The organism is Aeromonas sp. QDB18 (assembly GCF_027705325.1).
GTDB classification, from domain to species: Bacteria; Pseudomonadota; Gammaproteobacteria; order Enterobacterales; family Aeromonadaceae; genus Aeromonas; species Aeromonas caviae.
On sequence record NZ_JAPDBQ010000035.1, the window covers coordinates 1 to 15,144 of the forward strand.

Here is a 15,144-nt window from a genome sequence, read left to right on the forward strand (position 1 = left end):
TGGGGCATGCAGTCGTGGCAAGCCCTCCGATGCCATATCGGCTCTTGAAGCTGGCTGAGGGTCATGGGTAATCAGGTACATGTTTAACGATGCGATCTGGGAACATATAGATCGGTTCACCAAGGCGAAGAAGACCAGCGAGATCCAGCAACAACTGGAGCGCTTCAGTCATCAGATGGGGTTTGATTACTTCCGTTTGCTGATTATTTTCCCCATCAGCATGCAGAAATCCCATGTGGCCTTGTTCAACAACTGCCCCACCAGCTGGTTTGATGCCTATTCGGAACGGCACTACCTGACCCAGGATCCGGTCGTCTTCCTGGGACTGAAGCAGACCCAGCCCATCTTCTGGAACAAGCTCGATTGTGATGCCCCCTGGTTGCCCAGCGCCAGCAGGGAGGTGATGAACCTCGCCGCCGACTTCGGGGTGAGGAACGGCGTCTCCTTCCCGCTGCACACGCCGCAGGGGGAACACGGCATCCTCTCTTTCATCAGCAAGGAGAAGTCCAATTCCGATCTGATGTTTGAAAACGTTCCCCTGCTGTCATTCTGCGCCAGCTACATCTTCAACTCGGCCCTGACCCTCATCAAGGCCAGGCCAGACCTGATGAAATACCTGGCCGAGCTGTCGGATCGGGAGAAGGAATGCCTTTTCTGGGCCAGCGAGGGCAAGACCTCCTGGGAGATCGCCACCATCCTCGGCATCAGCGAGCGAACCGTGAACTTCCACCTCAATCAGGTCACCAACAAGACGGACTCGCGCAACCGCAACCAGGCGATCGCCAAGAGCATCTCCAGCGGCATCATTGTGCCTTCCCTGGACGACGTCACCATCACCAACCTGCGGCTGTCATAGCCTGTTTTGCCAAAACAAAAAGAGCCGCAGTGCGGCTCTTTTTTCATTTCCGGCGACGGCTTATTCCACAGTCACGGATTTGGCCAGGTTGCGCGGCTGATCCACGTCGGTGCCCTTGATGAGGGCGACGTGGTAGGAGAGCAACTGCAACGGCACGGTATAGACGATCGGCGCGATCATCTCTTCCACGTGGTTCAGGCTCATCACCCGCATGGTCTCGTCGCTCTTGAAACCGGCGTCCGCATCGGCGAACACATAGAGGATACCGCCACGGGCACGCACCTCTTCCACGTTGGACTTGAGCTTCTCCAGCAGATCGTTGTTCGGCGCCACGACGATGATGGGCATCTCGGCATCGATCAGCGCCAGCGGGCCATGCTTCAACTCACCGGCGGCATAGGCCTCGGCGTGGATGTAGGAGATCTCCTTGAGCTTGAGCGCCCCCTCCATGGCGATGGGGTACTGGCTGCCACGACCGAGGAACAGGCTATGGTGCTTGTCGGCAAACTCTTCGGCCAGTGTCTCGATCTGCTTGGCCAGGGCCAGGCTCTCCTTGATGCGTACAGGCAGGGCTTGCAGCGCCTTGACCAGTTCGGCCTCGGCGGCGGCGCTCAGGTTACCACGGCAGTGACCGACGGAGGCCACCAGCATCAGCAGGCCAGCCAGCTGGGTGGTGAACGCTTTGGTGGACGCCACCCCGATCTCGGCACCAGCCCGGGTCATGAAGGCCAGGTCGGATTCGCGCACCAGGGAGGAGCCTGGTACGTTGCAGATGGCCAGGGAGCTCATGTAACCAGACTCCTTGGCCAGACGCAGGGCTGCCAGGGTATCGGCAGTCTCGCCGCTCTGGGAGAGGGTCACCAGCAGGCTGTTGGGACGCACCACCGACTTGCGATAGCGGAACTCGGAGGCGATCTCCACGTCGCAGGAGACGCCGGCGATCTCTTCGAACCAGTAGCGCGCCACCATGCCGGAGTTGTAGGAGGTGCCGCAGGCGACGATCTGGACGTGCTCGACCTTGTCGAAAATGGCACGGGCGCCGTTGCCGAAGGACTCGACCACCACGTGATCGCTGCCCAGGCGGCCTTCCAGGGTATTGGTGATGGCCTTGGGCTGCTCGTAGATCTCCTTGAGCATGTAGTGGCGGTATTCACCCTTGTCACCGGCATCGTGGGACAACTCGGACTCCAACTCCTCGCGCACCACGGCCTCGCCGTGGGTATCGAAGATGTGCACGTCGCGGCGGGTCACTTCGGCCACATCGCCCTCTTCCAGGAAGATGAAGCGGCGGGTCACCGGCAGCAGGGCCATCTGGTCGGAGGCGATGAAGTTCTCGCCGATGCCGCGGCCGATCACCAGGGGGGAGCCGGAACGGGCCACCACCACGCGGCTGTCGTCACGGCTGTCCATCACCACGGTGCCGTAGGCGCCGCGCAGTTGCTTCACCGCGACCTGCATGGCCGCCAGCAGGCTGGGGGCGGATTTCAGCTCGTGGTGCACCAGGTGGGCGATCACTTCGGTGTCGGTGTCGGAGCTGAACACATAGCCCAGCGCCTTCAACTCTTCCCGCAGCTCTTCGTGGTTCTCGATGATACCGTTGTGCACTACCACGATATGCTCGGAGACATGGGGGTGAGCATTGCGCTCGGACGGCTCGCCATGGGTAGCCCAGCGGGTGTGGGCAATGCCGGTACCACCGTGGACGGACTGCTCCTCCAGAGCCTTGGCCAGTTCGGCCACCTTGCCGAGGCGACGCACCCGCTGCAGCGGCTGGTTGGCGCTGAACACGGCGACACCGGCCGAATCGTAGCCACGGTATTCCAGACGGCGCAGGCCCTCTACCAGGATTTCAGCCACATCACGTTGGGCGACGGCCCCGACGATGCCACACATAGACTTCTCCTTGAAACGTAAGACGTTAATTCGGTTGGATAATGGTTTGTTCAGGTCACACGGCCACTGGGGCGCAAATCAGCGTGATCCCCCTGGCCTGAATCTGTTCTCTGGCCGCATTGCTCAGCCCCTCGTCGGTCACCAGGGTATGGATGCCGGACCAGGGCAGCTCGAGATTGGGGATCTTGCGGCCGATCTTCTCCGACTCCACCATGACGATGACCTCCCGCGACACCTCGGCCATGACCCGGGAGAGGCCCACCAGCTCGTTGAAGGTGGTGGTGCCCCGCTCCGGGTCGATGCCATCGGCACCGATGAAGAGCTGGTCGAAGTCATAGGAGCGCAGCACCTGCTCCGCCACCTGCCCCTGGAAGGATTCGGAATGGGGATCCCAGGTCCCGCCAGTCATCAGCAGGGTGGGCTCGTTTTCCAGCTCGCGCAGGGCACCGGCCACATTGAGGGAGTTGGTCATCACAATGAGGCCGCGCTTGTTGCCCAGCATGGGGATCATGGCGCTGGTGGTGCTGCCGCTGTCGATGATGACGCGGTTGTGATCGCGGATCCGCTCGGCGGCAGCGCGGGCAATGGCCAGCTTTCGATTCGAAACTTGTTCCGGGTTGCTGTCCACCACCATCTCGCTGGGGAGGGGAACGGCACCGCCGTAGCGACGCAGCAACAGGCCACCGGTCTCCAGCACCGCCAGATCTTTGCGGATGGTCACCTCGGAAGTGGCGAAGTGTTTGGCCAGGGCATCGACGCTGACTTCCCCCTGCTCCTGCACCAGACTCACTATGGTGTGACGGCGCTGCTGTGTGTTGCGTTTGGTCATCTATAAGTTTCGATTCGAAAGAATGGCGAAATATTAATGCCTTTTCGGGAAAAATCAAACGGCAAATAGGATCCGATTTGGTTCGATGCCAGAATGAGGAGCCGATTTGCGACGAGGACGCCATGCAAAAACGACTCATCTGGCTGGTGGAAGATGAAGCCAGCATTGCCGATACCCTGATCTATGCCCTGCAGACCGATGGTTTCGAGGTGGAGTGGTTCCCCCTCGGTCAGCCGTTGCTGGCGCGACTGGAACAGACGCGACCGGATTTTTTGATCCTGGATGTGGGGCTGCCGGATATCAGCGGTTTCGAACTGTGCAAGCGGGTACGGGCACTGACCGATATTCCCCTGATGTTTCTCACCGCCCGCAGCGAGGAGATAAACAGGCTGATCGGGCTGGAGATAGGGGCAGACGACTATGTGGCCAAACCCTTCTCGCCCCGTGAGGTGTGCGCCCGGGTGCGGGTCATCCTGCGCCGCAGCCAGCCCGCCCCCTCCCAGCCGATACAGCCACTCGCCCTGGACGAGGAGCGGGCACGCATCTGCTTCCTGGGCCAGCCCCTGACGCTCACCCGTTATGAGTACCTGCTGCTCAAGACCCTGATGCTGGCGCCGGGTCGGGTCTACTCCCGCCAGCAGCTGATGGATCTGGTGTGGCAGGATGCGGAAGAGAGTCTGGATCGCACCGTCGACACCCACATCAAGACTCTGCGGGCCAAGCTGCGGGAGCGGGACCCTGACGCCAACCTGATCCTGACCCACCGCGGGCTGGGCTACAGTCTGGAGCTGGCATGAACTCGGGGTGGCCGGGCATCGGCAGGGGGATGAGATGAGAATCGGATTGCAACTGCTGTGCGGCCTGGTGCTGATCTTCGCCCTGGCCGCCTGGTTCGTGCTGGAGATCTTCGTCGAGGAGATCAAGCCCGGGGTACGCAGCGCCACCGAAGATACCCTGGTAGACATGGCGCAGATGCTGGCCCCCCTGGCCCTGGACGACATGCAGGAAGGAAAGATGGCGAATGGCCGGCTGGCCAGCGCCTTCGCCCGCCTCAACCAGAGTCCCATCAATGCACTCATCGATGGCCACCTCAAGCAGCAGGCGGAGTACCGCATCTATGTGACCGACGCAAAAGGCAGGGTGGTCTACGACTCGGACGGGGTGGATCTGGGCAAGGACTACTCGCGCTGGAACGACGTCTACCTGACCCTGCGCGGCGAATATGGCGCCCGCAGCACCCGCAGCGACCCCGACGATCCCGCCAGCTCGGTGATGCACGTGGCCGCCCCGCTGCGGGAAGGGGATGACATCCTCGGCTCCCTCACCGTCGCCAAGCCCAACAGCACCCTGCAGCCCATGATAGAGCGCAGCGAACACCAGTTGCTGAAAGGGGCGGCCCTGCTGCTGTTCATCTCGCTGCTCATCGGCGCCTTGCTGGTGTGGTGGCTCAACCGCGCCATCGGCAAGCTGGTGCACTATGCAGATGCAATCAGCCAGGGTCAGCCCGCCAGCCTGCCGCGCCTCTACAGCCCCGAACTGGACAGGCTAGGCCACTCCCTGGAAACCATGCGCCGCCAACTGGACGGCAAGGCCTATATCGAGGCCTATGTCCACAGCCTGACCCACGAGCTCAAAAGCCCGCTGGCGGCCATTCGCGGGGCGGGGGAGATTCTGGCCGAGGCGCCGCCGCCGGACATCGCAAAGCGCTTTATCGGCAACATCAATCTGGAGACGGCCCGCATGCAGCAGCTGATCGAGCGCATGCTGCAACTCGCTCGCCTCGAATCAGGGCAGGGGCTGGACAGACAATCCGTCGAGCCGGCCAGGCTGGGCAGACGGGTGCTCGACGCCCGCCAGATCCAGGCCCAGCGCCGCCAGATATCCCTGCACGCCGAGCTGGGGGAAGGTCAGAAGCAGAAGTGGGATCCCCTGCTGGTGGAGCAGGCCCTTGGCAACCTGCTGGACAACGCCCTCGATTTTGCCCCCGTCGGCAGTACCCTGGTGCTGAGCGGCGCCATGGAGGAAGGGGGGTATTGCTTCCGGGTGCGAGATCAGGGGCCAGGCATTCCCGACTTTGCGCTGCCCAGGATTTTCGAGCGTTTCTACTCCCTGCCAAGGCCAGACAAGGGAAAAAGCAGCGGCCTAGGGCTCAGTTTTGCCATGGAGGTGGCACGCCAGCATGGCGGCCATCTTGCTCTTGCCAATCAGCCGGACGGGGGGGTGCTGGCCACACTCTGGCTGCCCGGCAACTGAGGACACTTCACACCAAGCACACAGAGCCGGGCTAAGCTGCACCTCCTCGATGACGACCTTCCCCGTCGATGCGCATTCATATTAATCAAGGAGATAGATATGCCCCGTATGCTGTTGTCCAGTCTGCTTGCTGCTGGCCTCTTCTGTGCACTGCCTGCCAGCGCCGCTTCTGGCTGCATGCTGTTTGCCGACGGCACCGGCAAACCCGTCAGCACCCAGGGGGACTGTGCCGCCCAGTTGACCCCGGCCTCCACCTTCAAGATCCCGCTGGCACTGATGGGCTATGACAGCGGCTTCCTGGTGGATGAACAACTGCCTGCCCTGCCGTTCAAGGCCGGTGATCCTGATTTCCTGCCGGAGTGGAAACAGACCACCACCCCGAGCAGCTGGATGCAATTCTCGGTCATCTGGTACTCGCAGCGCCTCACCGAGTGGCTGGGAGAGGCTCGCTTCCAGCACTACGTGGACAGCTTCGACTACGGCAACCGGGATCTCGAAGGCAACCCGGGCAAGCACGACGGTCTGACCCAGGCCTGGCTCAGCGCCAGCCTCGCCATCAGCCCCCAGGAGCAAGCCCGCTTCCTTGGCAAGATGGTGAGCGGCAAGCTGCCGGTCTCCTCCCAGACCCTGCGCCATACCGCCAACCTGATGCGTCAGCCCGACATCGACGGTTGGCAGATCCACGGCAAGACCGGCATGGGTTACCCCAAGCTGCTGGATGGCAGCTTGGACAGGGAGCAGCAGATCGGCTGGTTCGTCGGCTGGGCCAGCAAACAGGACAAGACGCTCATCTTCGTCCACACCGTCATCCAGACGCCGGGCAAGCAGTTCGCTTCCCTCAGGGCCAGGGAGGATGTGTTCGCCGCCCTGCCGGCCCGGTTGAAGACACTCTGATGCCAGCAACACCGGCGCCTCGCGCCGGTTTTTTTATCCCCCTTCACCACTACTTCACACTGCCCCATCCTCCCTTCACGCGACCCCGGCACACTCCCGTTCAACAACAAGGAGACGTGTCATGGTCAAACAGATTTTCACCCACAAGATCGCCCTGCTGCTGTTGCTCTGCCTGCTGATGATGATCCCGGTTCACGCCATCATGGAGCTGAATCGGGAGCGCCAGGCCTATCGCAGTCAGGCCATTCACAGCATCATGGCCAGCCACAGCGGGCCCCAGCGCCTGATGGGGCCCGTACTGGTACAGCCCTATACCCGGGCCGTCACCGTCGAGCAGGATGGCAAACATTTCGTGCGCAAGGAGCAGGTCTATCGCTACCTGCTGCCCAAGAGGCTGGACGTGCGGGCCAGCATGGAGGTGACCCCGCGCAAGCTCGGCATCTATCAGGCCCAGATTTATCACAGTCGCCTCTCTCTCTCCGGCCTGATGCCCACCAGCCTGGCTGACAAGGGGCTGGTGGCCGGCAACCCGAACCTGAGCTTCGACCCGGCGGATCCCGCCCTGGTGCCGGGTAAACCCTATCTCAGCCTGATCCTCTCCGATGCCCGGGGCATCAGCCGTGTACCCGAACTGCAATGGGGAGAGCAACGCATCCCGTTTGCCCCTGGCGCCCAGCTGGGAGACGGGCGAGTGGGGATCCATGCCCCGCTCGACGCCTTGCCAGACGAAGATGGCCGCTTTCACATCGAGCTGGATCTGCAGGGCATGAACGCGCTGGAAGTGGTGCCGCTCGGACAGGACAGCCGGTTTCACCTGAGCGGCAACTGGCCCCATCCCAATTTTCTCGGCGACTTTCTGCCCGGTGAACGCACCCTTGCGGATCAAGGGTTCGAGGCAAGCTGGCAGACCAGCTGGTTCGCCACCGACATGGAGAGCCGCTTCAACCGCATGATGAAGGGAGCCGGTACCCAACTGCCGTCATTCAGCGTCAGCCTGGTGCAACCGGTGGATCACTATCAGCTGAACGAGCGGGCCGCCAAATATGCCCTGCTGTTCATCGGCCTCACCTTCATCAGCTTCTTCATGTTCGAGCTGCTAAAAGGGCTGCGGGTACACCCCATCCAGTACGCGCTGGTGGGCATGGGGCTGGCCATCTTCTATCTGGTGCTGCTGGCGCTGACCGAGCATCTCGGCTTTACCTTGGCCTATCTCATTGCCGCCCTGGCCAGTGTGGCCCTCAACGGCTTTTACCTGAGCCATGTGCTGGGCGGCCCGAAACAGGGCATGGGATTCGCCGCCCTGCTGGGGCTGGTCTACGCCATTCTGTTCGGGCTGCTGCAGGCCGAGGAGACAGCCCTGTTGCTCGGTGCCCTGCTGCTGTTCGCCACCCTGGCGCTGGTCATGGGGCTGACTCGCAAGCTCGACTGGTATCAGGTGATGGAGAGCAGTCCCTCCGCCACCGCATGGGCGGCCCCCCAGCCATCGACCAGTAACACCAGCCATCAGCCATAAGCAAAAAAACCGGCGCCCTCGGGCGCCGGTTTGCATTTCATTGATCGGGCATCACTTCTTCTTGACCGGACGGGGCCAGTTCGGAATGTGGCGCTGGGGCACCCGGGTGATCACCAGCTCGTTTTCCGCCACATCCTTGGTGATGGTGGAACCCGCCCCCAGGGTCGCCCCCTTGCCGATCCGCACCGGCGCCACCAGCTGGGTATCGGAGCCGACGAAGACATCGTCCTCGATGATGGTCTGGAACTTGTTCACCCCATCGTAATTGCAGGTGATGGTGCCGGCACCGATATTCACACCGGCTCCGATCTCGGCATCACCCAGATAGGTCAGATGACCGCACTTCGAGCCCACACCCAGCCGAGCCTTCTTCATCTCGACGAAGTTGCCGACATGGGCATCCTGCTCCAGCACGGCACCCGGGCGCAGGCGGGTAAAGGGCCCGACCGAGCACTGGTCAGCAATTTGCGCACCTTCGATGACGGAGTAGGGTTTCACCTCGGTGTGGTCGCCGATCACGCAATCCTTCAATACGCTGCCGGCACCGATGCGCACGTGATTGCCCAGCACCACCTTGCCTTCGATGATGACGTTGACGTCGATCACCACCTCCTCCCCGATTTCCAGGGTGCCGCGCAGATCGAAGCGGGCCGGGTCGATCAGGGTGGCGCCGGCGATCATCAGCTTCTCGGCCTGCATCTGCTGGTAGCTGCGCTCAAGCGCAGCCAACTGCACCCGGTTGTTGGCTCCTTCCACTTCCATGGCGCTGTCCGGATGGACTGCAGCGATGGGGCAGTTGTCACCGTGGGCCATGGCAATGACGTCGGTCAGATAGAACTCGCCCTGGGCATTCTTGTTGTCCAGACGCGACAGCCAGCTGCGCAGCTGGCCGCCGTTGGCCACCAGCACGCCAGTGTTCACCTCGCGGATGGCGAGCTGCTCGGCGTTGGCATCCTTCTGCTCGACGATGCCGATCACCTGGCCATTGTCGCGCACGATGCGGCCATAGCCGGTCGGGTTGTCCAGCACCACGGTCAGCAGCGCCATGCCATCGCTTGCCTTGGCGGCCAGCAGCCGTTGCAGGGTCTCCGGCTGGATCAGCGGGGTATCGCCGTAGAGCACCAGCACGTCGTCTTCGTCGTTCCAGAACGGGATGGCCTGGGCCACCGCGTGGCCGGTTCCCAGCTGCTGGGCCTGCAGTACCCAGTTCACATCTTCCGCGACGATCCGCTCCTTGAGCAGCTCGGCACCGTGGCCATAGACCAGGTGCAACTGTTCGGCACCAATCTGGCGAGCGGTATCGATCACATGGGAGACCATGGGCTTGTTGGCCACGGGGTGCAGCACCTTGGGGAGAACAGAACGCATACGAGTACCTTTACCCGCAGCCAGGATCACGACATTGAGAGACATAGCTAGCCTTTGAAACAGGTGGAAATGCTGGGCGGAGTCTATCCAACGGGCAAAAAAAAAGCGACCCGAAGGTCGCTTTTTGCATCACCGTGATTAGCGGTAATTCTTTTTGACGATATCGATAACCCGCAGCTGGGCCATCGCTTTGGCCAGCTCGGCAGATGCCTGAGCATAGTCGATATCACCATGGGAGCTGTTGATCCGCTCTTCGGCACGACGCTTGGCTTCCTGGGCTTTCGCCTCATCCAGATCGTCTGCGCGAATGGCGGTATCGGCCAGCACGGTCACGGCTTCGGGTTGTACTTCCAGCATGCCGCCGGAGATGTACAGCACCTCTTCGCTACCATTTTGCTTGATCAAGCGGACCAGGCCCGGCTTGATGGCAGTCAGCAACGGAGCATGACCGTGGCGGAGACCCAGCTCACCTTCGGAGCCTGATACCTGGGCAGATTGCACGCGACCGGAAAACAGTTTTCCTTCGGCGCTCACCACATCCAGGTGAAAGGAGATCATCTCAGCCATGGGCCCTCCTATCGAGGCTTACAGTTTCTTGGACTTCTCGACGACTTCGTCGATGCCGCCAACCATGTAGAACGCCTGCTCCGGCAGATCGTCATACTCGCCCTTCAGGATGCCCTGGAAGCCACGGATGGTTTCCTTCAGCGGCACGTATTTGCCCGGAGAACCGGTAAATACTTCGGCCACGAAGAACGGCTGGGACAGGAAACGCTCGATCTTACGGGCACGGGCTACGGTCAGTTTGTCTTCTTCTGACAGTTCATCCATACCCAGGATGGCGATGATGTCCTTCAGCTCCTTGTAGCGCTGCAGTACGGTCTGAACGCCACGAGCGGTCTCGTAGTGCTCCTTGCCAACCACCAGCGGATCTAGCTGACGGGAAGTGGAGTCCAGCGGGTCAACGGCCGGGTAGATACCCAGTGCCGCGATCTGACGGGACAGTACGACGGTCGCATCCAGGTGGGCGAAGGTGGTCGCCGGAGACGGGTCGGTCAAGTCATCCGCAGGCACGTAAACGGCCTGTACGGAGGTGATGGAACCAGTCTTGGTGGAGGTGATGCGCTCTTGCAGAACACCCATCTCCTCGGCCAGGGTCGGCTGGTAACCTACTGCGGAGGGCATACGGCCCAGCAGTGCGGATACTTCGGTACCGGCCAGGGTGTAACGGTAGATGTTGTCCACGAAGAACAGCACGTCACGACCTTCGTCACGGAACTTCTCGGCCATGGTCAGGCCGGTCAGCGCCACGCGCAGACGGTTTCCGGGCGGCTCGTTCATCTGACCGTAAACCAGAGATACTTTGTCCAGTACGTTGGACTCCATCATCTCGTGGTAGAAGTCGTTACCCTCACGGGTACGCTCACCTACACCGGCGAACACGGAGTAACCGCTGTGCTCGATCGCGATGTTACGGATCAGCTCCATCATGTTGACGGTCTTGCCTACACCGGCGCCGCCGAACAGACCAACCTTACCACCCTTGGCAAACGGACATACCAGGTCGATAACCTTGATGCCGGTCTCCAGCAGCTCGGTGCTGTTGGACTGATCTTCGTAGCTGGGGGCTTCGCGGTGGATGGACCAACGCTCTTCTTCGCCGATCGGACCCTTCTCGTCGATGGGGTCGCCCAGTACGTTCATGATACGGCCCAGGGTCGAGGTACCGACCGGTACCTGGATGGCCTTGCCGCTGTTAACTACTTCCAACCCACGACGCAGACCGTCGGAGGAACCCATGGTGATGCAACGCACGACGCCGCCGCCGATCTGTTGCTGAACTTCCAGTACCAGACCCTGGCCTTGGCCTTCGCTGACAACCTTCAGTGCATCGTACACCTGGGGCACGGCATTCTGCGGGAACTCGATGTCCACCACAGCGCCGATGATTTGGACGATGAAACCGTTACTCATGTCAAATCCTCTAAACCTTTGATAACCCTTGCCTTACACCGCAGCAGCACCGGAAACGATCTCTGTGAGCTCCTGGGTAATACTGGCCTGACGGGCCTTGTTGTATACCAGTTGCAGATCGTTAATCAGGTTGCCGGCGTTGTCAGTCGCGGCTTGCATGGCAACCATTCGGGCTGCCTGTTCACTTGCCAAGTTTTCTACCACACCCTGGTAGACCTGGGATTCGACGTAGCGAATCAGCAGGGTATCCAGCAGTTGCTTGGGATCCGGCTCATAGAGGTAGTCCCAGTGGTGCTTCTTGGCGAGCTTGCTGTCTTCTGTTACGGGCAAAGGCAGCAGTTGATCGACTTTTGGTTGCTGAACCATGGTGTTGACGAACTTGTTGTACACCAGATACAGCCTGTCAATCTCACCGTTGTCGTAAGCCTTCAGCATGACCTTCACTGAACCGATCAGGTCATTGACGCTCGGGTTATCACCCAGTCCGGAGACGTGGGCTTTCACCTTGGCGCCGTGCCGTTCAAAGAAGTTGGAGGCCTTGTTACCGATCAATGCCAGGTCAACCTTGGCACCTTTCGCGCTCCATTGCTTCATATCATTGAGGGCAGCCTTGAACAGGTTGATGTTCAGACCACCACACAGGCCACGGTCGGTGGAGACGACGATGTAACCCACTCGCTTCACCTCACGTTCGATGAGGTAGGGGTGCTTGTATTCCAAGTTCCCCTGAGCGATATGGCCGATCACCTTGCGCATGGTTTCAGCGTACGGACGGCTGGCAGACATGCGTTCCTGCGCACGGCGCATCTTGCTCGCTGCCACCATTTCCATAGCGCTGGTGATCTTCTGAGTGTTCTTCACACTCCCGATCTTGTTACGTATCTCTTTTGCGCCGGCCATCTCTTCTCTCCATCAGGTGGCAGCTTGCGCTGCCACACACGCTTACCAGGTCTGGGTTGCCTTGAAGTCATCCAGCAACGCAGTCAGCTTGCCAACGATCGCGTCGTTGTAGTCGGCCTTGGCATTGATTTCAGCCATCAGCTCGGCATGCTGGGTATTGGCGTAAGAGAGCAGAGCGGCTTCGAAGTCGACGATCTTGCTCAGTTCGACATCAGCGAGATAACCCTTCTCGGCGGCGAACAGCACCAGGGATTGCTGGGCCACGCTCATCGGAGAGTACTGCTTCTGCTTCATCAGCTCGGTGACTTTCTGACCGTGATCCAGCTGCTTGCGAGTGGCATCGTCCAGGTCGGAAGAGAACTGGGCAAATGCCGCCAGTTCGCGGTACTGGGCCAGCGCGGTACGGATACCACCGGACAGCTTCTTGACGATCTTGGTCTGAGCAGCACCGCCCACACGGGATACGGAGATACCCGGGTCAACCGCCGGACGAATACCGGAGTTGAACAGCTGGGAGGTCAGGAAGATCTGGCCGTCGGTGATGGAGATCACGTTGGTCGGAACGAACGCGGAGACGTCACCGGCCTGGGTTTCGATGATCGGCAGGGCGGTCAGGGAACCGGTCTGGCCTTTCACGGCACCGTTGGTGAACTTCTCTACGTACTCGGCGTTGACGCGAGCAGCACGCTCCAGCAGACGGGAGTGCAGATAGAAGACGTCACCCGGGTAAGCTTCACGTCCAGGCGGACGGCGCAGCAGCAGGGAGATCTGGCGATAGGCAACGGCCTGCTTGGACAGGTCATCATAGATGATCAGTGCGTCTTCGCCGCGGTCACGGAAGTACTCGCCCATGGAGCAACCGGCGTAGGGAGCCAGGTACTGCAGAGCAGCCGCTTCGGAGGCAGAAGCCACGACCACGATGGTGTTGGCCAGGGCACCGTGCTCTTCCAGCTTGCGCACCACGTTGGCGATGGTGGAGGCCTTCTGGCCGATCGCAACGTAGACGCACTTAATGCCGGAATCTTTCTGGTTGATGATGGTGTCGATGGCGATGGCGGTCTTACCAACCTGGCGGTCACCGATGATCAGCTCACGCTGGCCACGACCGATAGGGATCATGGCATCGATGGCTTTCAGACCGGTCTGGACTGGCTGGTCAACAGACTTACGCTCGATAACGCCCGGGGCGATCACTTCGATCGGCGAGAAGCCGTCGTTGTCTACCGGACCCTTACCGTCGATCGGCTGACCCAGGGTGTTGACCACCCGGCCCAACAGACCACGACCGACCGGCACTTCCAGAATGCGGCCGGTACCCTTTACCTTCATCCCTTCGGCCAGATCAGCATAGGGACCCATTACTACGGCACCAACGGAGTCACGCTCCAGGTTCAATGCCAGAGCGAAGCGGTTGCCCGGCAGCTCGATCATCTCACCCTGCATGGCATCGGCCAGACCGTGGATACGAATGATACCGTCGCTTACAGAAACGATGGTACCTTCGTTACGCGCTTCGCTTTTGACATCAAACTGCGCAATGCGCTGCTTGATCAGCTCGGCGATTTCAGTGGAATTCAGTTGCATGCTCTAATACCCCAATCAAGATTGCAGCGCATCGGCCATGCGATCCAGCTTACCGCGGACCGTGCCGTCGATAACGAGATCACCGGCCTTGATGAGCACCCCGGCCATCAAGGACGCATCTGTGCTGCAATTCAGCTTCACTTTGCGCGCGAGACGTTGTTCCAGAGAAGCCTGAATATTGGCTTTCTGCTGGTCGGTCAGTTCGATCGCCGAAATCACGTCAGCCTGAACTTCTTTGTCCAGTTCAGCCTTGAGCGCGACGAATTCGGCAACGACCGCCGGCAGCACACCCAAGCGACCATTCTCGGCCATCACCCGGATCAGGTTCTGACCGTGCTCGTTGAGCTGCTCACCGCAGACACCGACAAACAGCTTTGCCAGTTCTTCGGCAGCAACGGAGCCGTTTACCAGGCTGTGCATGGTCTCGTTTTCTGCCACCTGAGCGGCGAAATCGAGCATCTCCAGCCATTGGTCAACCGCCTTGTGCTCAACGGCAAACTCGAAAGCAGCCTTGGCGTAGGGGCGAGCGATTGTAGTCAGTTCAGACATAGCCCCGTTCCCGTTACAGTTCTGCTACCAGTTTGTCGACGATGTCGCTGTTGGCAGCCTGGTCGATTTGGCGTGCCAGGATCTTCTCTGCACCCGCGATGGCAAGAGCAGCAACCTGCTTGCGCAGTTCTTCTTTGGCACGATGACGTTCAGCTTCGATCTCTGCACGGCCCTGAGCCAGGATTTTCTCCCGCTCAGCTTGGGCTCCGACAGCAGCCTCATCAATGATCTGGGCCTTGCGTTTGTTGGCCTGATCGATGATTTCAGCAGCCTGAAGCTTGGCTTCTTTCAGCTGATCGGTGGCGTTGGCCTTGGCCAGCTCCAGATCTTTCTTGGCACGCTCTGCAGAAGAGAGGCCGTCAGCTATTTCTTTCTGACGGGCTTCGATGGCAGCCATCAGCGGCGGCCATACGTACTTCATGCAAAACACTACGAAGATGAAAAAAGCAACTGCTTGGCCGAGGAGGGTGGCGTTGATATTCACAGCCGATGTCCTCTTTAGTTAGTTAATGGGTTCTGCGTGAGTCGTAA

General features: G+C 60.4%; 14 protein-coding genes. 5 read left to right on the plus strand and 9 right to left on the minus strand.

Annotation, left to right across the window (positions count from 1 at the left end; all coding sequences use genetic code 11):
- Positions 1–79: 79 nt before the first annotated feature.
- Positions 80–856, plus strand: a complete 777-nt coding sequence (locus OKC30_RS07785) for a LuxR family transcriptional regulator (RefSeq protein WP_010672236.1) — start codon at positions 80–82, stop codon at positions 854–856.
- 60 nt (positions 857–916) lie between these two features.
- On the opposite strand, the gene glmS is transcribed toward OKC30_RS07785, so the two are convergent.
- The gene (glmS, locus tag OKC30_RS07790) at positions 917–2,749 is read right to left on the minus strand and encodes a glutamine--fructose-6-phosphate transaminase (isomerizing) (protein ID WP_010672252.1); all 1,833 of its coding nucleotides are present in this window, start codon (positions 2,747–2,749) and stop codon (positions 917–919) included.
- A gap of 55 nt (positions 2,750–2,804) precedes the next feature.
- A complete protein-coding gene (locus OKC30_RS07795; RefSeq protein ID WP_010672253.1) occupies positions 2,805–3,578 on the minus strand; it encodes a DeoR/GlpR family DNA-binding transcription regulator in 774 nt (257 codons plus the stop codon).
- Between the two features lie 122 nt (positions 3,579–3,700).
- Between OKC30_RS07795 and blrA the strand changes: the two genes are divergently transcribed.
- The 4 genes from blrA (at position 3,701) to creD (ending at position 8,238) form a co-directional block, all read left to right on the plus strand.
- Entirely contained in the window at positions 3,701–4,375 is a 675-nt protein-coding gene (gene blrA, locus OKC30_RS07800) for a beta-lactam response regulator transcription factor BlrA (RefSeq protein WP_270809586.1), read from the plus strand.
- A 34-nt stretch (positions 4,376–4,409) separates the two neighbouring features.
- The gene (gene blrB, locus OKC30_RS07805) at positions 4,410–5,831 is read left to right on the plus strand and encodes a beta-lactam sensor histidine kinase BlrB (protein WP_069784381.1); all 1,422 of its coding nucleotides are present in this window, start codon (positions 4,410–4,412) and stop codon (positions 5,829–5,831) included.
- Positions 5,832–5,930: 99 nt separating this feature from the next.
- Entirely contained in the window at positions 5,931–6,725 is a 795-nt protein-coding gene (gene blaOXA, locus OKC30_RS07810; RefSeq protein ID WP_270663779.1) for a class D beta-lactamase, read from the plus strand.
- 121 nt (positions 6,726–6,846) lie between these two features.
- Positions 6,847–8,238, plus strand: a complete 1,392-nt coding sequence (creD, locus tag OKC30_RS07815; RefSeq protein WP_119197115.1) for a cell envelope integrity protein CreD — start codon at positions 6,847–6,849, stop codon at positions 8,236–8,238.
- A gap of 51 nt (positions 8,239–8,289) precedes the next feature.
- Here creD and glmU read toward each other — a convergent pair whose 3' ends face one another.
- The 7 genes from glmU to atpF form a co-directional block, all read right to left on the minus strand.
- Positions 8,290–9,651, minus strand: a complete 1,362-nt coding sequence (gene glmU / locus OKC30_RS07820) for a bifunctional UDP-N-acetylglucosamine diphosphorylase/glucosamine-1-phosphate N-acetyltransferase GlmU (RefSeq protein ID WP_119197114.1) — start codon at positions 9,649–9,651, stop codon at positions 8,290–8,292.
- Between the two features lie 93 nt (positions 9,652–9,744).
- Positions 9,745–10,173 (minus strand): F0F1 ATP synthase subunit epsilon, encoded by a 429-nt coding sequence (locus tag OKC30_RS07825; protein WP_010672259.1) that lies wholly within the window; start codon positions 10,171–10,173, stop codon positions 9,745–9,747.
- Between the two features lie 18 nt (positions 10,174–10,191).
- A complete protein-coding gene (gene atpD / locus OKC30_RS07830; RefSeq protein ID WP_010672260.1) occupies positions 10,192–11,580 on the minus strand; it encodes a F0F1 ATP synthase subunit beta in 1,389 nt (462 codons plus the stop codon).
- 33 nt (positions 11,581–11,613) lie between these two features.
- Positions 11,614–12,480 (minus strand): F0F1 ATP synthase subunit gamma, encoded by an 867-nt coding sequence (gene atpG / locus OKC30_RS07835; protein ID WP_010672261.1) that lies wholly within the window; start codon positions 12,478–12,480, stop codon positions 11,614–11,616.
- A gap of 42 nt (positions 12,481–12,522) precedes the next feature.
- Positions 12,523–14,064 (minus strand): F0F1 ATP synthase subunit alpha, encoded by a 1,542-nt coding sequence (gene atpA / locus OKC30_RS07840; RefSeq protein WP_010672262.1) that lies wholly within the window; start codon positions 14,062–14,064, stop codon positions 12,523–12,525.
- A 15-nt stretch (positions 14,065–14,079) separates the two neighbouring features.
- Positions 14,080–14,613: a F0F1 ATP synthase subunit delta gene (gene atpH, locus OKC30_RS07845; RefSeq protein ID WP_010672263.1), complete on the minus strand. Its 534-nt coding sequence runs from the start codon at positions 14,611–14,613 to the stop codon at positions 14,080–14,082.
- A gap of 13 nt (positions 14,614–14,626) precedes the next feature.
- The gene (atpF, locus tag OKC30_RS07850) at positions 14,627–15,097 is read right to left on the minus strand and encodes a F0F1 ATP synthase subunit B (protein ID WP_010672264.1); all 471 of its coding nucleotides are present in this window, start codon (positions 15,095–15,097) and stop codon (positions 14,627–14,629) included.
- Positions 15,098–15,144: the final 47 nt, after the last annotated feature.